Below are 19,597 nucleotides of genomic sequence, written 5' to 3' on the forward strand. Positions count from 1 at the left end.
CTCCGCCTCGGCTTCCCCGAGGGGTTTTAGCGGCGGCCCGCGCGGCTACACGGAGTGCCGGAAGCCGATCGTCGGGACGGCCCTGCGCCGGGCCGCCGGGGCCCCGCCGGGCGGGATCAGGTCGTCCAGGAAGCCGTACCGGCCGCGCAGCTCCTGCGGGGCGCCCAGCCACCAGTGAGCCACCTCGGGCCAGCCCGGGGCCGACAGGGAGCCGCCGAACTCCTGGACCGACAGGGCCGCGGTCAGCCCGGCGAAGGCGAGCCGGTCCGCGAGCGGCCAGCCCGCCAGGGTGCCGGTCACGAAGCCCGCCACGAAGACGTCGCCCGCGCCCGTCGGGTCCAGCTCGTCCACCGTGATCCCGGGGACGTCCGCCGTCTCCCCGGTGCGCCCGTCCACCGCGTACGAGCCCTCCGCGCCCATCGTCACCACCGCGATCGGCACCTTCTCCGCCAGCGCCCGGGCCGCGGCTCTCGGGCAGTCGGTCCGGGTGTACCGCATCGCCTCGCCCGCGTTCGGCAGGAAGGCCTCGCAGTGCTCCAGGTCGGCCAGGGCACCCAGGTCCCACCGGCCGCTCTCGTCCCAGCCCACGTCCGCGAAGATCCGCGAGCCGCGCCGGGCGGCCTCGCCGATCCATTCCTCGCCGCGGCCGGGCCCGAGCGCGGCCACGGCCGCACGGGCCCGCGGCGGGCACTGCGGGAAGGGCCCGGGGCCGGCGGGCGGAGGGGCCTCGTGTCCGTGCGAGACCATCGTGCGCTCGCCCTCGTAGGCCATCGAGACGGTGACGGGACTGTGCCAGCCTGGAATGGTGTGCGACATGGACAGGTCGATGCCCTCGCCCTGCTCCAGGGCGTCCCAGCAGTACTCGCCGTAGTGGTCGTCCCCGAAGGCGGCGGCCAGCGAGGTGCGCAGGCCGAGCCGGGCCAGGGCGGTGGCCATGTTGGCGACGCCGCCGGGGCTGGACCCCATGCCGCGCGCCCAGGACTCCGTACCGCGCACGGGGGCCGAGTCGAGGCCCGTGAAGATGATGTCGAGGAAGACCGTTCCGGTCAGGAAGACGTCGCAGCCCGGTTCCTGGGGGTCACGCAGCGGACCGAGCGGGTCCACTGCAGCTGCGCGGATTTCGAAGTCCCGACCGGTCACGGCGATCTCCCCGTTGTTTCTCGAAGGCCCGTTTCTGCATGACGTTTTCCCGTGGAAAGCTGCCAGCCCTGCCCCCACCGGGCGGGACCAAAACCCAGTGTGGCGCAGATCACCCTCGGATCGCCCTTCGTCACTCGGCCCACTCGGCGAACACGGCCCCGGGCGGGGTCCGTGCCCGCCGTCAGCCCCGCTTGGGCAGGGGGACCCGCATCAGGTCCGCGGCCACCGTGAGGTCTCCCTCGAAGCCGGCCGCACGCGCCTGGCGCTCGAACTCGGCGGGGTCGGTGTAGCGCTGCGAGAAGTGCGTCAGCACCAGGTGCCGCACGCCCGCGTCCCGCGCCACCCGCGCCGCCTGGCCGGCGGTGAGGTGCCCGTGATCGGTGGCCAGCCGTTCGTCCTCGTCGAGGAAGGTCGACTCGATCACCAGCATGTCGCAGCCCTCGGCGAGCGCGTACACGCCGGGGCAGAGCCGGGTGTCCATGACGAACGCGAACCGCTGCCCGGGCCGGGGTTCGCTGACCTCGTCCAGGGTGACGCCGTCGAGCTGCCCCTCGCGCTGGATCCGGCCGACGTCCGGCCCCTTGATCCCGTGCCTCGCGAGCAGCCCGGGCACCATGCGGCGCCCGTCGGGCTCGGTGATCCGGTAGCCGAAGGACTCCACCGGGTGCGAGAGCAGCCGGGCCTCCAGGACGTACGAGGACCCCTGTGCCAGCGTGCCGTCCGCGGCGACCGGTTCCTCGCGGAGCGGGACGGTCTCGCGGTAGGCCGTGGCGTAGCGCAGCCGGTCGAAGAACTTCTGCCCGGAGGCCGGGTAGTGCGCGGTGACGGGGTGCGGGACCTGGTCGAGGTTGATCCGCTGGATCACTCCGGCGAGGCCGAGGCTGTGGTCACCGTGGAAGTGGGTGATGCAGATCCGGTTGATGTCGTGCGCGGCCACCCCGGCACGCAGCATCTGGCGCTGGGTCCCCTCGCCCGGATCGAAGAGGATGCCCTCCCCGTCCCAGCGCAGCAGGTAGCCGTTGTGGTTGCGGTGGCGGGTGGGCACCTGACTGGCGGTGCCCAGCACCACGAACTCTCGTACGGACACGTGCTATCCGGGGGGCCACTGGAGGCCGCGGCCACCGAGGACGTGCGCGTGGGCGTGGAAGACGGTCTGCCCGGCGCCGGAGCCGGTGTTGAAGACGACCCGGTAGCCGTGGTCGACGATCTTCTCGTCGGCGGCGACCTGTGCGGCCTCACGCAGTATGTCGGCGGCGACGGCCGGCTCGGCCGCGGCGAGGGAGGCCGCGTCGGCGTAGTGCACCTTGGGGATCACGAGCACGTGCGTGGGCGCCTGCGGGTTGATGTCCCGGAAGGCGACCGTGGTCTCGCTCTCCCGTACCACGGTCGCGGGGATCTGCCCCGCGACGATCTTGCAGAACAGGCAGTCGGCCTGCGGTTCCCCGGCCATTGCTGAGCCTCCCGTGACGGTGATCGGTCCGGGCATCGTATCCAGCCCGACACCTGCCACGGGCGGGCATTTCGGCCCGGTGGGCCGAAGTCCGGGGCCGGAGGGCCGCTAGGACCGGGGATCGGAGCGGGCCCTCAGGATCCGGAGCGGGCCCTCAGGACCAGCGGCCCGTGCGGGCCAGCAGGACGGCGACCGCCGCCGTACCGGCCGTGGAGGTGCGCAGCACGGAGCGGCCCAGGCGGTAGGGGTGGGCGCCGGCCCCGGCGAAGACCGCGAGTTCCTCCGGGGAGACACCGCCCTCCGGCCCGACCACCAGCACGACGGAGCCGGTCTTCGGGAGTTCGACGGTGGCCAGCGCCCCGGAGGGGGTGTCGCGGTCCTCGTGGAGCACCATCGCCAGGTCCGCGTCGGCCAAGAGGGCCGCGACCTGCTTGGTGGACATGGCCTCGGCCACCTCCGGGAAGCGCACCCGGCGGGACTGCTTGCCCGCCTCCCGGGCCGTGGCCCGCCACTTGGCCAGGGACTTGGCCCCGCGGTCGCCGCGCCACTGCGTGATGCAGCGCGAGGCCTGCCACGGCACGATGGCGTCCACGCCGGTCTCCGTCATCGTCTCGACGGCCAGCTCGCCCCGGTCCCCCTTGGGCAGGGCCTGGACCACCGTGATCCGGACCTCCGCCTCCGGCTCCTCCGCGATGGCGTGCAGGTCCATGACGACCAGCCGGTCCTTGCCCTCGGCGGCCTTGACCACGCCCTCCGCCCAGTGACCGCGGCCGTCCGTGAGGACGACGTCCTCGCCCGGGTTGAGCCGCTTCACGGAGACGGCGTGCCGGCCCTCCGGGCCGTCCAGCACGAACTCCGGTCCCGCGGGGACCTCCTCCACCACGAACACCGGGGCGGTCATGACGCACTCCTCATCTGCATTTCCTTCAACGTGCTCTGTGCCTGCGCCAGTTCGGCGGCCAGCACCTCCACCAGCTCCCCCGCCGGCAGCGGCCGCGCCAGCCGGTGCCCCTGGCCCGCCCACAGGGCCATGCCCTGCGGGTCCCCGGCCGCGGCGGCCGCCTTGCGCAGCCCCGAGGTCAGGTGGTGGACCTGGGGGTATGCGGCGGGGGCGTAGGGGCCGTGCTCGCGCATGAAGCGGTTCACCAGCCCCCGTGCCGGCCGCCCGGAGAAGGCCCGGGTCAGTTCGGTGCGGACGAACAGCGGGTCCGTCAGCGCCTTCTTGTGCACGGGGTCGGCCCCCGACTCGGGACAGGCCAGGAAGGCCGTCCCGAGCTGCGCCGCGTCCGCGCCGGCCGCCAGCAGGGCCGCGATCTGCGAGCCCCGCATGAGGCCGCCCGCCGCGATGATCGGAAGGGCCACGGCCTCCCGTACCTGGCCCACCAGTGCGAGGAGGCCCACGGCCGCCGTGCCGTCGATCTGCGGATCGTCCCGGTGGGTGCCCTGGTGACCGCCGGCCTCGGCGCCCTGGACGCAGACCGCGTCGGCGCCCGCGTGCTGGGCCCTGCGGGCCTCCTCGACGGAGGTCACCGTGACCACGGTGTACGTACCGGCCTTGCGCAGGGCGGCGAGGGCCGCGGAGGAGGGGCAGCCGAAGGTGAACGAGACCACGGGGACCGGGTCTTCGAGGAGGATGGCCAGCTTGGCGTCGTAGCCGTCGTCGCTGGTGCCGATGATGTCCTCCTCGGCGAGCGAGATCTCGTACCAGCTCGCCTCGCCGGCCAGCTGCCCGCGGTACGCCTCCACGGCGGCCGGGTCGACGTAACCGGTCTGCGGCATGAAGAGGTTGACGCCGAAGCGGCGCCGGGTGAGCGCCCGCACCTGCTTGATCTCCTGGTACATCCCGTCGGCGGTCTTGTAGCCGCCGGCCAGGAACCCCAGTCCGCCCGCCTCGCACACGGCCGCGGCGAGCGGGGGACAGGAGGCGCCGCCCGCCATGGGAGCCTGCACGATCGGGTACGGGGAGAGACCGTTCGGTGCCGAGGACATGGACTGCATCGTGCCACGTCCCGGGCGGGCGGCCGAATCATGGCATTCGCCTGGCATAGTCCGCTTCCCGGCGGCGTTCCGGGCCCCGCTGGGGCCATGCGACGAGCCCGGCCCGGGAATTCCCTGGCCGGGCTCGTGACGGTGGATCCAGGTCGGTCAGCGACCGTTGAAGGCGTCCTTCAGCCGGCTGAACAGGCCCTGCTGACCCGGCGCGAACTGGCCCATCGGCCGCTCCTCGCCGCGCAGCTTCGCCAGCTGGCGGAGCAGGTCCTCCTGCTGGGCGTCCAGCTTGCCCGGGGTGGTCACCTCGACGTGGACGATCAGGTCGCCGCGTCCGCCACCGCGCAGGTGGGTGACACCGCGCCCGTGCAGCGGGATCGCCTGGCCGGACCCGGTGCCGGGCCGGATGTCGATCTCCTCCAGCCCGTCGAGGGTCTCCAGCGGGCATTTGGTGCCCAGCGCGGCCGCCGTCATCGGGATGGTGACCGTGCAGTGCAGGTCGTCCCCGCGGCGCTGGAAGGTCGGGTGCGCCAGCTCGTGGATCTCCACGTACAGGTCGCCGGCGGGGCCGCCGCCAGGGCCGACCTCGCCCTCGCCCGCGAGCTGGATCCGGGTGCCGTTCTCGACACCGGCCGGGATCTTGACCGTGAGGCTGCGCCGGGAGCGGACCCGGCCGTCGCCCGCGCACTCGTGGCACGGGGTCGGGACCACGGTGCCGAAGCCCTGGCACTGCGGGCAGGGGCGCGAGGTCATGACCTGGCCCAGGAAGGACCGGGTGACCTGCGAGACCTCACCGCGGCCGCGGCACATGTCACATGTCTGCGCCGAGGTGCCGGGAGCGGCGCCCTCGCCGGAGCAGGTGTTGCAGACGACGGCCGTGTCGACCTGGATGTCCTTGGTGGTCCCGAAGGCCGCCTCGTCCAGCTCCAGGTCGAGGCGGATCATGGCGTCCTGGCCGCGCCGGGTCCGCGAGCGCGGGCCGCGCTGCGAGGCCTGGCCGAAGAAGGCGTCCATGATGTCGGAGAAGTTGCCGAAGCCACCCGCCCCGAATCCGCCCGCTCCGCCGCCGCCGCCCGAGGAGGACAGCGGGTCGCCGCCGAGGTCGTAGACCTGCTTCTTCTGCGGGTCCGAGAGCACCTCGTAGGCCGCGTTGATCTCCTTGAAGCGCTCCTGCGTCTTCGGATCCGGATTCACATCCGGGTGGAGTTCACGCGCGAGGCGCCGGAAGGCCTTCTTGATCTCGTCCTGCGATGCGTCGCGGCGCACGCCGAGAACGGCGTAGTAGTCCGTGGCCACTTACGACTCCGCCAGGATCTGTCCGACGTAACGTGCCACTGCGCGTACCGCTCCCATCGTTCCGGGGTAGTCCATGCGGGTCGGTCCGACCACGCCGAGTTTGGCGACTGCTTCGCCGCCCGAACCGTAACCGACCGAGACGACCGACGTGGAGTTCAGTCCCTCGTAGGCGTTCTCATGCCCGATCCGTACGGCCATTCCCGACTCGTTGGCCTCGCCCAGCAGCTTGAGGAGCACGACCTGCTCCTCCAGCGCTTCGAGCACCGGCCTGATCGTCAGGGGAAAATCGTGTCCGAAGCGGGTGAGATTGGCGGTACCGCCGATCATCAGCCGCTCTTCGGCTTCCTCGACCAGGGTCTCGAGGAGTGTCGCGAGCACGGTGGAGACCGTGCCGCGGTCCTCCGCCTCGAAGGACTCGGGGAGGTCCTGGACGAGCGGGGGCACATCGGTGAAGCGCCGCCCGACGACCCGGCTGTTGAGCCGGGCCCGCAGGTCCGCCAGCGAGGTCTCCCCGAAGGGGCCCGGGCAGTCGATGAGCCGCTGCTCGACGCGTCCGGTGTCCGTGATCAGTACGAGCATCAGGCGCGCGGGAGCCAGCGAGAGCAGCTCCACGTGCCGGACGGTCGACCGGGTCAGGCTCGGGTACTGGACGACGGCGACCTGCCGGGTGAGCTGCGCGAGCAGCCGCACCGTGCGGCCGACCACGTCGTCGAGGTCGACGGCGCCGTCGAGGAAGTTCTGGATGGCCCGGCGCTCGGGCGACGACAGCGGCTTGACCCCCGCCAGTTTGTCGACGAAGAGCCGGTAGCCCTTGTCGGTGGGGATCCGGCCGGCGCTGGTGTGGGGCTGGGCGATGTAGCCCTCCTCCTCCAGCACGGCCATGTCGTTGCGCACGGTGGCGGGCGAGACGCCGAGCCGGTGCCGCTCGGTGAGCGCCTTGGAGCCGACCGGCTCCTCCGTCCCGACGTAGTCCTGGACGATGGCGCGCAGCACTTCGAGTCTGCGTTCGCTCAGCATCGCGCGCACACCTCCAGCTGTGGTCCGTTGCCGTGTTCTGCCGTGGTCGTTGGCACTCTGATCGTTCGAGTGCCAGAGAGCCCCCGCTCAGTGTACGGCCGGGCGGTAAGCCCCTGGCAAGGGAGGCCCGCCAGGGTAGCGTCGCCGTATGGACGTGCGTTGGGAAGAGTCCGGCTGGGAACGGCTGACCGGACGGGCCGGCCGGCGGCGGCTGCCGGTGTGGGACTGCACCGTGGGGCTGGTGGTGGGCGAGGATTCGGTCCTCCTGATCGACCCCGGGTCGTGCCTGCGCGAGGGCGCCGAGGTGCGCGCCGAGGCGGAGCGGCTGACGGGCCGGCGCGTGACCCATATCGCATTCACCCACGGTCATTTCGATCATGTGCTGGGCGGGGCCGCCTTCGCCGGGGCCGAGGTGTTCGGCGCGGTCGGGCTCGCCGCGGTGCTGTCGACGGGCCGCGAGGAGCTGCGCGGGGACGCGGTGCGGCACGGGCTCGCGGAGGCGGAGGCGGCCGAGGCGGTGGACCTGCTGGTGCCGCCCCGGCACGCGGTGTCCGGCGAGTGGACGCTGGAACTGGGGGGCGTCCAGGTGCTGCTCGCCAATGTGGGGCCCGGGCACACCGGGCACGACCTGGCCGTCTTCGTGCCGGGCGAGCGCGAGGTGGTCTTCTGCGGGGACCTGGTCGAGGAGTCGGGCGAGCCCCAGGCGGGCCCTGACGCCACGCCGGGGCAGTGGCCCGCAGCCCTGGACCGGCTGCTGTCGCTGGGCGGGGACGACGCACTGTACGTACCGGGTCACGGAGCGGTGGTCGACGCGGGCTTCGTCCGTGCGCAACGCGCCACACTGGCGGCCCGTTTCGGCGTGTCGGAGGCGTGACGCGCGAGGCTCTCCTACTGTCGGCCGGATGCGCGAGTACTCCCCCGACCTGACCCCGCAGTGGAAGCGACCCAAGGCCGTGCCGGAGGTGGCGGCGGACCCCGACCTCGTGGTCGAGGTGGCCGGTACGGACTTCTGCGGCGCGGTGGTGGCCTGCGAGGCGGGCACGGTGACCCTGGAGGACCGCTTCGGCAAGCGGCGGGTGTTCCCGATGGAGCCGCGCGGGTTCCTGCTGGACGGCGAGGTGGTCACCCTGGTCCGGCCCGCGCGCAGGCCCTCCGGGCCACGTCTGACGGCGTCGGGCTCACTGGCCGTCCCGGGAGCGCGGGCGCGGGTGGCACGGGCGGGCCGGATCTACGTCGAGGGCCGGCACGACGCCGAGCTGGTGGAGCGGGTCTGGGGTGACGACCTGCGGATCGAGGGCGTGGTGGTGGAGTACCTGGAGGGCATCGACGACCTCCCGGCGATCGTCGCCGACTTCGCCCCGGCCCCGGACGCCCGCCTCGGCGTCCTGGTCGACCACCTCGTCCCGGGCTCGAAGGAGTCCCGCATCGCGGCGTCGGTGACCTCGCCGGACGTCCTGATCGTGGGCCACCCGTACGTGGACGTCTGGCAGGCCGTGAAACCGTCCGCGCTGGGCATCCCGGCGTGGCCGGTGATCCCGCCCGGCCAGGACTGGAAGACGGGCATCTGCCGGGCCCTGGGCTGGCCGGAGAACACCGGCGCCGCCTGGCAGCACATCCTGTCCCGGGTGACCTCGTACCGGGACCTGGAACCGACCCTCCTGGGCTCGGTGGAACACCTCATCGACCACGTCACGACCCCCGCCGCATCCAGCCCCGCCGGCGCTTGAGGCGCGGGGGTCCGGGGGCAGCGCTCCCGGCAGCGGCGCCGCAGGCCGTTCAGTCCACCAGGTCCCGGACCACCGCATCGGCCAGCAACCGCCCGCGCAGCGTCAGCACGGCCCGCCCGCCCTCGTACGGCCCCGGGTCCAGCAGCCCGTCCGCAAGGGCCTTGCGGGACGCCGCCAGCCCGGCCGGAGCCAGCAGCGACAGCGGTACCCCGTCCACCAGCCGGAGCTCCAGCAGGATCCGCTCCACCCGCCGGTCCTCCTGCGACAGGAGCTCCCGTCCCGCCCCGGGCGACCGCCCCTCCGCGAGCGCCGCGGCATACGCCCCCGGGTGCTTCACGTTCCACCACCGGACCCCGCCCACGTGCGAGTGCGCGCCCGGCCCGGCGCCCCACCAGTCGGCGCCGCGCCAGTACAGCTCGTTGTGCAGGCAGCGCCCGGCCTCCGAGGTGGCCCAGTTGGAGACCTCGTACCAGGAGTACCCCGCCCCGGCCATCACCGAGTCCGCGATCAGGTACCGGTCGGCGTGGACGTCGTCGTCCGTCATCGGGACCTCACCCCGGCGGATCCGGCGCGCCAGCTGCGTGCCCTCCTCGACGATCAGCGCGTAGGCGCTGATGTGGTCGGGCCCGGCCCCCAGCGCCGCCGAGAGCGTCGCGCGCCAGTCCTCGTCGGACTCCCCGGGCGTCCCGTAGATCAGGTCGAGGTTGACGTGCTCGAAGCCCGCCGCCCGCGCCTCCGCCACGCACGCCTCGGGCCGCCCCGGCGTGTGGGTGCGGTCGAGCACCTTCAGGACGTGCTGCTTGGCGCTCTGCATGCCGAAGGAGACCCGGTTGAAGCCCCCGGCGCGCAGCTCGGCCAGGTACCGAGGGTCGACCGACTCCGGGTTGGCCTCGGTGGTGATCTCGGCGTCCTCGGCCAGGCCGAACTCGTCCCGGATCGCCGCGAGCATGCGTACGAGGTCGGCGGCGGGCAGCAGCGTGGGCGTGCCGCCGCCGACGAAGACGGTCCGGACCTGCCGCGGGTCGTCCCCGAGCACCTTCCGCGCCAGCCTGACCTCGTCGATCAGGGTGTCGGCGTAGTTCTCCCGGGAGGCGAGCACACCGCCGGTGCCCCGCAGCTCGGTGGCCGTGTAGGTGTTGAAGTCGCAGTAGCCGCAGCGCGTGGCGCAGTAGGGGACGTGCAGGTAGAACCCGAGCGGCCGCTCCCCCGCGCCCACCAGGGCATGCGACGGCAGCGAGCCGTCTTCGGGCATGGGTTCACCGTCGGGGAGTGCGGAAGGCATACCCCCATCATCCCGCACCCACCACACCGCCCGGCCCCACGCACGCCGGCTCCGCCGGCGTTTGAGGCGCGGGGTCCGGGGCGGAGTCCCGGGAGCCGGCTCCCGGCCGACACCCGGGGCCGCCCGGGAACGGCGGGGCCGCGGGGCGGTCCACCGCCCCGCCCCGCCGGGCCCGCCGCAGGCGCTACGCCTCGCGGGACCCCTCGTACATCTCCTCGATCAGGTGCTTGAACTCACGCTCGACCACCGGCCGCTTCAGCTTCAGGCTGGGCGTGAGGTCGCCGTGCTCGACATCGAGGTCGCGGGGCAGCAGCCGGAACTTCTTGACCGTCTGCCAGCGCTGCAGACCCTCGTTGAGGGTCTGGACGTACGTCTCGATCAGGCGGTTGGTCTCCGGCGCCGCCAGGACCTCTCCGTACGTCTTGCCCTCCAGCCCGTTGTCGGCCGCCCAGACCAGGATCGACGGCTCGTCGAGGGCGATCAGCGCCGAGCAGAAGTTACGGTCGGCGCCGTGCACGACGATCGTCGACACGTACGGGCAGATCGCCTTGAACTGGCCCTCGATCTCCGCCGGGGCGACGTACTTGCCGCCCGAGGTCTTGATCAGGTCCTTCTTGCGGTCGGTGATGCGCAGGTAGCCGTCGGCCGACAGCTCGCCGATGTCGCCCGTGTGCAGCCAGCCGTCGGACTCCAGGACCTCGGCGGTCTTGTCCGGCTGCCCGTGGTAGCCCTGCATGATGCCGGGGCCGCGGAGCAGGACCTCGCCGTCGTCGGCGATGCGGACCTCGGTGCCGGGGAGCGGCTTGCCGACCGTGCCGGTGCGGTAGGCCTCGCCCGGGTTGACGAAGGAGGCCGCGCTGGACTCGGTCAGGCCGTAGCCCTCCAGGATGTGCACGCCCGCGCCGGAGAAGAAGAAGCCGATGTCGGGTGCCAGGGCGGAGGCGCCGGAGACGGCGGCGCGGAGCTTGCCGCCGAAGGCGTCGCGGAGCTTGGAGTAGACGAGCGCGTCGGCGATCTTGTGCTGGGTGGTGAGGCCGAAGGGGGCGGTGGCCCGGCCGGTGCGGCGGAAGTTGTCCTGCGTGACCTTGGCGTACTCGCGGGCGACGCCCGCCGACCACTTGAAGATCTTGTACTTGGCTCCGCCGGCGGCCCGGGCCTTGGCGGCCACGCCGTTGTAGACCTTCTCGAAGATGCGCGGGACGGCGGCCATGTAGGTCGGCTGCACGACCGGCAGGTTCTCGATGATCTTGTCGATGCGGCCGTCGACGGCGGTGACGTGACCGGCCTCGATCTGGCCGGAGGTCAGTACCTTGCCGAAGACGTGGGCCAGCGGCAGCCACAGGTACTGGACGTCGTCCTTGCCGATCAGCCCGGTGGCCGTCATGGCCTTGGCCAGGTACGACCAGTTGTCGTGCGGCAGCCGGACGCCCTTGGGGCGGCCGGTCGTGCCGGAGGTGTAGATGAGGGTCGCGAGCTGGTCCGAGGTGATCGTCGCGATCCGCTCCCTGACCGCCTCGGGGTGCTTGGCGAGGTACTCCGTGCCGCGCGCCTCCAGCTCGGCGAGGGAGAGCACCCAGCCCTCGGGGTCGCCCTCGGCCGCGACCGCGTCGGCGGCGTCCAGGACCACGACGTGTGCGAGGTTCGGCAGGTCGGCGCGGCGCTCACGCGCCTTCGCCAGCTGCTTCCCGTTCTCGGCGATGAGCAGCCGGCTCTCGGAGTCCGAGAGGATGAAGGCCGACTCGTCCGCGTTGGTGCTGGGGTAGATCGTGGTGACCGCGCCGCCGGCACACATCACGCCGAGGTCGGAGAGGATCCAGTCGACCCGGGTCTCGGAGGCGAGCGCGACGCGCTGCTCCGTCTCCAGGCCGAGGGAGATCAGTCCGGCAGCGATGGCGAATACCCGCTCGGCCGCCTGGCCCCAGCTGAGTGATTTCCAGTCGTCGGGGCCTCCGCGGCCGGCGGCCGCGGGCACCGGATACCGGTAGGCCTCGTCGTTCGGCGTCGCTGCGACGCGCTCAAGGAAGAGCACCGCCACGGTGGGCGGGCGGTTCTCGAGATAGGTCTGTGTGTCGCTCACGACATCCTCCGGACCGTTCCACGCGGCAGAGCGTGGGCGTGGGGCGCTGGGGGCGCTTGGGGACTGGCGGGTTTGCAGCCATTGACTTTTTAAACTGGCGAGTAACCGTCGAGCAGTGATCAGACTAGAGCGCGTCCGGCGCCTGCGTAAGAGCCCGCGAGCGGCCGCTTCATAACGAAACAGGCCCCCGAACCGGAGTGCGGGGGCCTGCTCGCGTCGGGTGACGGCGGGACTACTACTTCTTCTTGCCGCCGGACTCGTCACTGGAGAGGACGGCGATGAAGGCCTCCTGCGGCACCTCGACGGAGCCGACCATCTTCATCCGCTTCTTGCCCTCCTTCTGCTTCTCCAGCAGCTTCCGCTTACGGGAGATGTCACCGCCGTAGCACTTGGCGAGGACGTCCTTGCGGATGGCGCGGATGGTCTCGCGGGCGATGACGCGGGAGCCGATCGCGGCCTGGATCGGCACCTCGAAGGCCTGCCGCGGGATGAGCTCGCGCAGCTTGGCGACGAGGCGCACGCCGTAGGCGTAGGCGGCGTCCTTGTGCGTGACGGCGGAGAAGGCGTCGACCTTGTCGCCGTGCAGCAGGATGTCGACCTTGACCAGGCTGCCGGACTGCTCGCCCGTGGGTTCGTAGTCGAGGGAGGCGTAACCGCGCGTCTTGGACTTCAGCTGGTCGAAGAAGTCGAAGACGATCTCCGCGAGCGGGAGGGTGTAGCGGATCTCGACCCGGTCCTCGGAGAGGTAGTCCATGCCGAGGAGGGTGCCGCGGCGCTGCTGGCACAGCTCCATGATCGCGCCGATGAACTCGGTGGGCGCGAGCACGGTGGCCCGGACGACCGGCTCGAACACGTCCGAGATCTTGCCCTCGGGGAACTCGCTCGGGTTGGTGACGGTGACTTCCTTGCCGTCCTCCATGACCACCCGGTAGACCACGTTGGGCGCGGTGGCGATCAGGTCGAGGCCGAATTCGCGCTCCAGGCGCTCGCGGACCACGTCCAGGTGGAGCAGGCCGAGGAAGCCGACGCGGAAGCCGAAGCCGAGCGCCGCCGAGGTCTCCGGCTCGTAGACCAGCGCGGCGTCGTTGAGCTGCAGCTTGTCCAGGGCCTCGCGCAGGTCCGGGTAGTCCGAGCCGTCGAGCGGGTACAGGCCGGAGAAGACCATCGGCCGCGGGTCCTTGTAACCGCCGAGGGCCTCGGTGGCGCCGTTGTGCAGGCTGGTGATCGTGTCACCGACCTTGGACTGACGGACGTCCTTCACGCCGGTGATGATGTAGCCCACCTCGCCGACGCCGATGCCGTCGGAGGGGGTCATCTCCGGGGAGGAGACACCGATCTCCAGCAGCTCGTGGGTGGCGCCGGTGGACATCATCCGGATGCGCTCGCGCTTGTTGAGCTGGCCGTCGACCACACGTACGTACGTCACGACGCCGCGGTACGAGTCGTAGACCGAGTCGAAGATCATGGCGCGGGCCGGGGCGCCCTTGACGCCGACCGGGGCCGGGACCGTGGCGACGACCTTGTCGAGGAGCGCCTCGACACCGAGGCCGGTCTTCGCCGAGACCCGCAGCACGTCCTCGGGCTGGCAGCCGATGAGGTTCGCGAGCTCCTCGGCGAACTTCTCCGGCTGGGCGGCCGGCAGGTCGATCTTGTTCAGGACGGGGACGATCGCGAGGTCGTTCTCCATCGCCAGGTACAGGTTGGCGAGGGTCTGGGCCTCGATGCCCTGGGCGGCGTCCACCAGGAGGACGGTGCCCTCGCACGCGGCGAGGGAGCGCGAGACCTCGTAGGTGAAGTCGACGTGCCCGGGGGTGTCGATCATGTTGAGGATGTGGGTGTTGCCCTGACCCTCGCCCGTGGTGGGTGCCCAGGGCAGACGGACCGCCTGGGACTTGATCGTGATGCCGCGCTCACGCTCGATGTCCATGCGGTCGAGGTACTGGGCGCGCATCTGCCGCTGGTCGACCACACCGGTGATCTGGAGCATCCGGTCGGCAAGGGTCGACTTGCCGTGGTCGATGTGCGCGATGATGCAGAAGTTGCGGATCAGCGCCGAGTCGGTACGGCTCGGCTCGGGCACGTGGCTGGGGGTCGCGGGCACGCAGTGTCCTGATTCTCGGTCGCAGTCGGAAGCGTTTGCGGAGCGTCGGTGGGAGCGAAAGTCCGGCTCCCGTCGCCGTCGGCGGCGCGATGTCGGATCTATACGCAGACTCCCATGGTCCCATGGACGGGGCAGTGCGCTCGGTTTGGGCCGCCAGGAGCGTGCCTGGTAGCCTGGGCAGCTGTGTCTCGTATGCCCTCTCAGCTGTCGAGGCACAATCCGAAGAACAAAACTCTGAACCTGAAAAGGCTCTTTCGTGGCGAACATCAAGTCCCAGATCAAGCGGAACAAGACGAACGAGAAGGCGCGCCTGCGCAACAAGGCCGTCAAGTCCTCGCTCAAGACCGCGATCCGCAAGGCCCGCGAGGCCGTCGTCGCCGGTGACGTCGAGAAGGCCACCGTGGCTTCTCGCGCTGCCGCGCGTGCGCTCGACAAGGCTGTCTCGAAGGGTGTCATCCACAAGAACGCCGCCGCCAACAAGAAGTCGGCGCTGGCCACCAAGGTTGCCTCCCTGCAGGGCTGAGCTCCCTGATGTGATCGCCGGAAGGGACCCAGTGGGCCCTCTCTCCCGCTCCTGACCGGCACCCCGCTCCGCACACGAAGCGTTCGCCACGCGGGTGCGGAGCAATCCAGAAGTACCGAAGGCCCCGGCCACCACCCTTCCCCAGGGTGGCGGCCGGGGCCTTCGTGCTGCCGGACACGCCCACCGGGCCGTGCCGGCTCTGTCGTACAGGTGCTGAGGCGGTACGCGGTGCGGCGAGGGGCGGCGCCAGTCGCCCGTGCGGGCGACGAGGATCCGGCGGGCCAGGGCGCGCACCTCGCTCCAGGCCGGCTCCGAGGCCAGCGACGCGGCCCATGGGCCGGCGCGGCCCGGGGCGTCGTTTCGATCAGGCCGGATCAGGGAGCGGGTTCTGGCTCCGTGCGTCGCGAGGCGGACGAGGCGCGGTGCCGGAGCGTCCGCTAACGGCGCTGGGGGCGGGCCGCGCGGGCCACCGCGACGACGGCCTTCTCCAGGGCGTACTCGGGATCGTCGCCGCCGCCCTTGACCCCGGCGTCGGCGGCGGCCACGGCGCGCAGGGCGTCCGAGACCCCGTCGGCCGACCAGCCGCGCATCTGCTGGCGGACACGGTCGATCTTCCACGGGGGCATGCCCAGGTCCCGGGCGAGGTCGCCGGGGCGGGCCCCGCGCGGGGCGGAGGCGAGCTTGCCGATCGCGCGGACCGCCTGGGCCAGGGCGCTGGTGATCAGGACGGGAGCGACCCCGGTGGACAGCGACCAGCGCAGCGCTTCCAGGGCCTCGGCCGCACGCCCCTCGACCGCGCGGTCGGCGACCGTGAAGCTGGAGGCCTCGGCCCGGCCGGTGTAGTAGCGGGCGACGACGGCCTCGTCGATCGTGCCCTCGACGTCGGCGCACAGCTGCGCGGCCGCGCTGGCGAGCTCCCGCAGGTCGCTGCCGATCGCGTCCACCAGGCTCTGGCACGCCTCCGGGGTCGCCGACCGGCCCAGCGTGCGGAATTCTCCGCGCACGAACGACAGCCGGTCCGCGGGCTTGGTCATCTTCGGGCAGGCGATCTCCCGGGCGCCTGCCTTGCGCGCCGCGTCGAGCAGGCCCTTGCCCTTGACGCCGCCCGCGTGGAGGAGGACCAGGACGATCTCCTCGTAGGGCGCGGCGAGGTAGGCCTTGACCTCCTTGACGGAGTCCGCGGACAGGTCATGCGCGTTGCGGACGATCAGGACCTTGCGCTCGGAGAAGAGCGAGGGGCTCGTCAGCTCGGCGAGCGTGCCGGGCTGGAGCTGCTCGGAGGCGAGGTCGCGGACGTCCGTGTCGGCGTCGACGGCACGGGCGGCCGTCACCACCTCGCGCACGGCGCGGTCGAGCAGCAGCTCCTCCTGCCCCACCGCGAGGGTGAGCGGGGCAAGCGGATCGTCGGTGGAATTCTTCCTGGTGGCCATCGCCTCCAGCATCCCACGCCGCACTGACAGCCCTCCGCCCCGCGTGCCCGAGAATGGTCGCGTGAATGTGCGACATGTACTCGTCCTGCCCGACCGCGACGCCGCCGAGGAGGTGGCCCGGGAGGCCGTCGACCGCTTCGGCCTCCCGGAGGAACCGCAGTTGGTCCGCGACGCGCTGGCCGGCGAGGACGACGCCGAGGACGCCCAGTGGCTGGTGGTCGTCGAGGATCCGCAGGAGCGGCTCGACACCGGCTCGCTGGACGACCTCGCCGCCGAGTACGAGGGCTGGCTCGAGGCCCCGTAGCCGCCTGCGCGTTCAGGCCTTGCGTACGGCCTGAATGTCCAGCGTCACATCCACGTTCGAGCCGATCGCCGCGATCCCGTGTGCCAGCATCGACTGCCAGTTCAGGGTGAAGTCCTCGCGGTGCAGTTCGGCGGTGGCCCGGCAGGCCGCCCGCAGTTCGCCCTCCAGGCCGGTGCCCAGACCCAGGTACTCGGTGTCCAGGGTGACCGACCGGCTCACGCCGTGCAGGGTGAGTGCGCCGGCGACGGCCCAGCGGCTGCCGCTGCGGTGGATGAAACGCTCGCTGTAGAACTCCACCGTGGGGTGGCGGACCGCGTCCAGGAAGTCCCCCGACCTCAGGTGGTCGTCGCGCAGCCGCACCCCGGTGTCGATGCTCGCCGCATCGATGATGACGTGCATGGAGGAGTCCTCCATGCGCTCGGCGATCCGTACCGCCCCGGCGAACGTGGTGAACCGGCCGCGGATCCGGGCCAGGCCGATGTGGCGGGCCGTGAAGCCGATGGTCGAGTGCGTCGGGTCGAGCTCCCAGTGGCCGGGCTGCGGCAGCAGCGGGGGCTCCACGGTGTCGAGGATGATCTCCGCGGTGCCGGGCTGCCCCGGGTCTCCCACGATGGTCACGCCGTGGAACGGCGCGTACCCCTCGACGGTCACGGAGAGCCGGTACTCCCCCTCCGGCACGGCCGCGGTGAAACCGCCGTACGGGTCGGTCTCGCCGCTGACGATCCGCCGGCCGATCGGGTCGGTCACCTCGACCACGGCCTGCCGGATCGGCCGGTGGACGGTGTCGAGGACCCGGCAGCTGAGCAGACGCGCCGTCGGCGGCAGCGTCAGTGTCGCCGATGTGGACGGACTGGAACTTCCGGCCGTCTCCATCCCCCGTCTGCGACCGAACATGGCTGATGCACCCCCGTGCTGTGTGGACTTGGACCGTTCTGGCGAAGACGCATTCGATCATGCTGTCGGGTTGTGGGCAAACAGAGTGGTCGCGCCCGGTATGACCGCGCCGATTCCGCCGCCGGCTGGCTGGAAATGCCCGTAGGCGAACTCCGGTTCCGCTGACGGCGATCGAGCCGTCGGTATCCGTACGCAGCACGGTCGCCCCCGCCTCCCGCAGCCGGGCGAGCGTACCCGGCGCGGGGTGTCCGTAGCGGTTGGCCACGCCGACGGGAACGAGCGCAATCCGCGGCCGGACCCGGGCGTACAGCTCGGGGTCCTGGTGCGCGGAGCCGTGGTGGGCGACCTTGAGGACGTCGACCGGACCCAACTGCGGATGCTCCCTCAAGAGGGTTTGCTGCGCGGGTGGTTCGAGGTCGCCGAGCAGGAGCAGGGTCAGGCCCGCGCCACGCACGAGCAGGGCGACGCTCGCGTCGTTGGGACCCTCGGGCGGCGGTCCGGCGACCGGCGGCCAGAGCACCTGCCATTCGAACGGCCCGGCCCGACGCCGCTCCCCCTGCATCGCGCGCACGATCGGCACACCGGCCGCCGCCGCGGTCCGCCGGACGAACTCGGCCTGCCCCGGCGGCTCTTCCAGCGCGGTGGCCTGGATCACTCCCACGGACCGGCCCCGCAGGACTCCCGACAGGCCTCCCACATGGTCGGCATGAAAGTGCGTCAGGAGAAGCAGCGGCACCCTGCGGACACCCAGGGTGCGCAGGCAGTCGTCCACCGGTCCCGGATCCGGACCGGCATCCACCACCAGGGCCTCCCCGGGGCCGACGGCGAGGACGCCCGCGTCCCCCTGCCCCACGGCGCACTGGACGTAGCTCCAGTCGGGCGGGGGCCAGCCGCCGAGCGTACGGGTGAGCTGCGGCGGCCGCAGCACGGCCAGGAGCAGCAGCACCGACAGGGCCGAGCACAGCCACCCCCGCCCGCGGAACCGGACGGCGACGATCGCCACCGCGGCCAGGGTGGCGACCACCAGCAGTGCGCCGCCGGTGAGCCCACCCGGCCAGGGCAGCTCCGCGCCGGGGAACCGCGCCCCGGCCCGGGCCACGCCTGCGATCCACCCGGCCGGCACCCCCGCACACCAGGCCAGCGCCTCCGCGGCCGGCATCGACACCGGGGCGACCGCGAGGGCTGCGAAGCCGAGGACCGTCGCCGGACCCGCCGCCAGCTCGGCCAGCAGGTTGCACGGCACCGCCACGAGGCTGACCCGCGCGGCGAGGACGGCCACCACGGGCGCGCACACCGCCTGTGCGGCCGCGGCGGCCCCCAGGGCGTCGGCGAGCCGGGTCCCCGCCCCACGGCGCCGCAGGGCCTCGCTCCAGCGGGGTGCCAGGGTGAGCAGTGCTCCGGTGGCCAGCACGGAGAGCAGGAAGCCGTGGCTGCGGGCCAGCCACGGGTCGTAGAGCACCAGCAGCAGCACGGCGGCGCCCAGGGCCGGGATCAGGGACCTGCGCCGCCCGGTGGCGATGGCGAGCAGGGTGACCGCCCCGCACGCGGCGGCACGCAGCACGCTCGGCTCCGGCCGGCACACCACCACGAACGCGAGCGTCAGGGCCGCCCCGCCCAGAGCCGTCACCCGCAGCGAGAGCCCGAGCCGGGGCGCCAGACCGCGCCGTTCGGCCTGCTGCGCGCGGGCCGGGGGCCCGATGAGCAGGAACAGCACCACGGTCAGGTTGGACCCGGAGACGGCCAGCAGGTGCAGCAGGTCGGTGGCACGGAAGGCCTCGTGTAGATCGGGCGGAACCCTGGACGTGTCCCCGACGACCAGCCCCGGCAGCAGGGCCCTGGCGTCCGGTGCGAGCCCCTCGGTGGCCTCGCGCAGCCCTGCCCGCAGCCGCCCCGCGAACCGCTGGACGGTGTCCGGGCCTCCGGTCACCCCGGGCGGGGTGTCACCGGCCGGGCGCAGCAGGGCCACGGCGCGCTCCCCGTCCCGCGCCGGAGCCAGCCGGGCGACCGCCGTCACCCGGGTGGACGGCTGCAGCCGGGCCCATCCCGCATGCCCGGCCAGCACCCGTACCGGCGTCTCGACCCGGGTGCTCGTCCCGTCGGGCCCGGTCACCCGGGTCACCACCGCGTCCAGCACGACGACCGGTGGCCCGCTCCCGCTCCGGGCGGCCCTCGGGTCGGAGCCGACCGTGAGCTCGGCGAGGACTCGGGCATGCTCCCGCGCCAGCCCCGCCACCGGCCCGGCGCGCTCCTCGGCCCGCTGGAGGCCCGCCACGCCTGCGCCGGCGGCCGCGCACAGCAGGGCCGCCGCCGTGGCCGGGCCGAGCCGCCACAGCCGGCCCGGACGCCGGCAGCCGCCCAGCATCAGCA

The 19,597-nt window shown here is 72.6% G+C and carries 16 protein-coding genes and 1 pseudogene; 4 read left to right on the plus strand and 13 right to left on the minus strand.

The annotated features are described in order from the left end of the window. Window positions 1-45: 45 nt before the first annotated feature. The 7 genes from OG753_RS15720 to hrcA form a co-directional block, all read right to left on the minus strand. The gene (locus tag OG753_RS15720) at window positions 46-1,140 is read right to left on the minus strand and encodes a carbohydrate kinase family protein (RefSeq protein WP_405788838.1); all 1,095 of its coding nucleotides are present in this window, start codon (window positions 1,138-1,140) and stop codon (window positions 46-48) included. A 181-nt stretch (window positions 1,141-1,321) separates the two neighbouring features. After that, window positions 1,322-2,227, minus strand: coding sequence for a ribonuclease Z (locus tag OG753_RS15725; RefSeq protein ID WP_327262417.1), 906 nt, complete (start codon window positions 2,225-2,227; stop codon window positions 1,322-1,324). Window positions 2,228-2,230: 3 nt separating this feature from the next. Continuing rightward, window positions 2,231-2,590, minus strand: coding sequence for a histidine triad nucleotide-binding protein (locus OG753_RS15730; protein ID WP_327262418.1), 360 nt, complete (start codon window positions 2,588-2,590; stop codon window positions 2,231-2,233). Window positions 2,591-2,744: 154 nt separating this feature from the next. Beyond that, a complete protein-coding gene (locus tag OG753_RS15735; RefSeq protein WP_327262419.1) occupies window positions 2,745-3,491 on the minus strand; it encodes a 16S rRNA (uracil(1498)-N(3))-methyltransferase in 747 nt (248 codons plus the stop codon). After that, the gene (locus tag OG753_RS15740) at window positions 3,488-4,579 is read right to left on the minus strand and encodes a nitronate monooxygenase (protein ID WP_405788841.1); all 1,092 of its coding nucleotides are present in this window, start codon (window positions 4,577-4,579) and stop codon (window positions 3,488-3,490) included. The genes OG753_RS15735 and OG753_RS15740 overlap by 4 nt, the downstream gene beginning before the upstream one ends. Before the next feature lie 156 nt (window positions 4,580-4,735). Further along, the gene (gene dnaJ / locus OG753_RS15745; protein ID WP_030010180.1) at window positions 4,736-5,875 is read right to left on the minus strand and encodes a molecular chaperone DnaJ; all 1,140 of its coding nucleotides are present in this window, start codon (window positions 5,873-5,875) and stop codon (window positions 4,736-4,738) included. Then, entirely contained in the window at window positions 5,876-6,892 is a 1,017-nt protein-coding gene (gene hrcA / locus OG753_RS15750; RefSeq protein WP_031150930.1) for a heat-inducible transcriptional repressor HrcA, read from the minus strand. Window positions 6,893-7,040: 148 nt separating this feature from the next. Here hrcA and OG753_RS15755 point away from each other — a divergent pair, with 148 nt between their 5' ends. Continuing rightward, a complete protein-coding gene (locus OG753_RS15755) occupies window positions 7,041-7,766 on the plus strand; it encodes an MBL fold metallo-hydrolase (RefSeq protein WP_383199977.1) in 726 nt (241 codons plus the stop codon). A gap of 28 nt (window positions 7,767-7,794) precedes the next feature. After that, window positions 7,795-8,619 carry a DUF3097 domain-containing protein gene (locus OG753_RS15760; RefSeq protein ID WP_405788843.1) on the plus strand — a complete coding sequence of 275 codons (825 nt, stop codon included), beginning with the start codon at window positions 7,795-7,797 and terminating at the stop codon, window positions 8,617-8,619. 49 nt (window positions 8,620-8,668) lie between these two features. Here the strand turns inward: OG753_RS15760 and hemW are convergent, their stop codons facing one another. The 3 genes from hemW to lepA form a co-directional block, all read right to left on the minus strand. Then, window positions 8,669-9,901 carry a radical SAM family heme chaperone HemW gene (gene hemW, locus OG753_RS15765; protein WP_327262423.1) on the minus strand — a complete coding sequence of 411 codons (1,233 nt, stop codon included), beginning with the start codon at window positions 9,899-9,901 and terminating at the stop codon, window positions 8,669-8,671. Between the two features lie 184 nt (window positions 9,902-10,085). Further along, on the minus strand, window positions 10,086-11,978 hold the full coding sequence (locus OG753_RS15770; protein ID WP_327262424.1) for an AMP-dependent synthetase/ligase: 1,893 nt from the start codon (window positions 11,976-11,978) through the stop codon (window positions 10,086-10,088). 235 nt (window positions 11,979-12,213) lie between these two features. Next, window positions 12,214-14,079 carry a translation elongation factor 4 gene (gene lepA / locus OG753_RS15775; RefSeq protein ID WP_405788844.1) on the minus strand — a complete coding sequence of 622 codons (1,866 nt, stop codon included), beginning with the start codon at window positions 14,077-14,079 and terminating at the stop codon, window positions 12,214-12,216. A 256-nt stretch (window positions 14,080-14,335) separates the two neighbouring features. Between lepA and rpsT the strand changes: the two genes are divergently transcribed. Beyond that, window positions 14,336-14,602 (plus strand): 30S ribosomal protein S20, encoded by a 267-nt coding sequence (gene rpsT / locus OG753_RS15780; RefSeq protein ID WP_030384651.1) that lies wholly within the window; start codon window positions 14,336-14,338, stop codon window positions 14,600-14,602. Window positions 14,603-15,039: 437 nt separating this feature from the next. On the opposite strand, the gene holA is transcribed toward rpsT, so the two are convergent. After that, the gene (holA, locus tag OG753_RS15785; RefSeq protein WP_327262426.1) at window positions 15,040-16,032 is read right to left on the minus strand and encodes a DNA polymerase III subunit delta; all 993 of its coding nucleotides are present in this window, start codon (window positions 16,030-16,032) and stop codon (window positions 15,040-15,042) included. 61 nt (window positions 16,033-16,093) lie between these two features. On the opposite strand from holA, the gene OG753_RS15790 reads away from it, so the two are divergent. Further along, on the plus strand, window positions 16,094-16,336 hold the full coding sequence (locus OG753_RS15790) for a hypothetical protein (RefSeq protein ID WP_405788847.1): 243 nt from the start codon (window positions 16,094-16,096) through the stop codon (window positions 16,334-16,336). A 12-nt stretch (window positions 16,337-16,348) separates the two neighbouring features. Here the strand turns inward: OG753_RS15790 and OG753_RS15795 are convergent, their stop codons facing one another. Both OG753_RS15795 and OG753_RS15800 read right to left on the minus strand, forming a co-directional pair. Further along, on the minus strand, window positions 16,349-17,230 hold the full coding sequence (locus tag OG753_RS15795; RefSeq protein ID WP_327262428.1) for a YceI family protein: 882 nt from the start codon (window positions 17,228-17,230) through the stop codon (window positions 16,349-16,351). Between the two features lie 136 nt (window positions 17,231-17,366). Further along, a pseudogene (locus OG753_RS15800) lies at window positions 17,367-19,592 on the minus strand (ComEC/Rec2 family competence protein); the annotation flags it as partial. Window positions 19,593-19,597: the final 5 nt, after the last annotated feature.

Source organism: Streptomyces sp. NBC_00029 (assembly GCF_045160505.1).
Taxonomy (GTDB): Bacteria; Actinomycetota; Actinomycetes; order Streptomycetales; family Streptomycetaceae; genus Streptomyces.

What these genes read in the sequence shown, in the direction of transcription:
- OG753_RS15760 (WP_405788843.1), top strand. Translation starts at nt 7,795, where the DNA reads ATGCGCGAGTACTCCCCCGACCTGACCCCGCAGTGGAAGCGACCCAAG.
- OG753_RS15735 (WP_327262419.1), bottom strand. Translation starts at nt 3,491, where the DNA reads ATGACCGCCCCGGTGTTCGTGGTGGAGGAGGTCCCCGCGGGACCGGAG.
- OG753_RS15730 (WP_327262418.1), bottom strand. Translation starts at nt 2,590, where the DNA reads ATGGCCGGGGAACCGCAGGCCGACTGCCTGTTCTGCAAGATCGTCGCG.
- OG753_RS15755 (WP_383199977.1), top strand. Translation starts at nt 7,041, where the DNA reads ATGGACGTGCGTTGGGAAGAGTCCGGCTGGGAACGGCTGACCGGACGG.
- hrcA (WP_031150930.1), bottom strand. Translation starts at nt 6,892, where the DNA reads ATGCTGAGCGAACGCAGACTCGAAGTGCTGCGCGCCATCGTCCAGGAC.
- OG753_RS15740 (WP_405788841.1), bottom strand. Translation starts at nt 4,579, where the DNA reads ATGTCCTCGGCACCGAACGGTCTCTCCCCGTACCCGATCGTGCAGGCT.
- holA (WP_327262426.1), bottom strand. Translation starts at nt 16,032, where the DNA reads ATGGCCACCAGGAAGAATTCCACCGACGATCCGCTTGCCCCGCTCACC.
- OG753_RS15795 (WP_327262428.1), bottom strand. Translation starts at nt 17,230, where the DNA reads ATGTTCGGTCGCAGACGGGGGATGGAGACGGCCGGAAGTTCCAGTCCG.
- hemW (WP_327262423.1), bottom strand. Translation starts at nt 9,901, where the DNA reads ATGCCTTCCGCACTCCCCGACGGTGAACCCATGCCCGAAGACGGCTCG.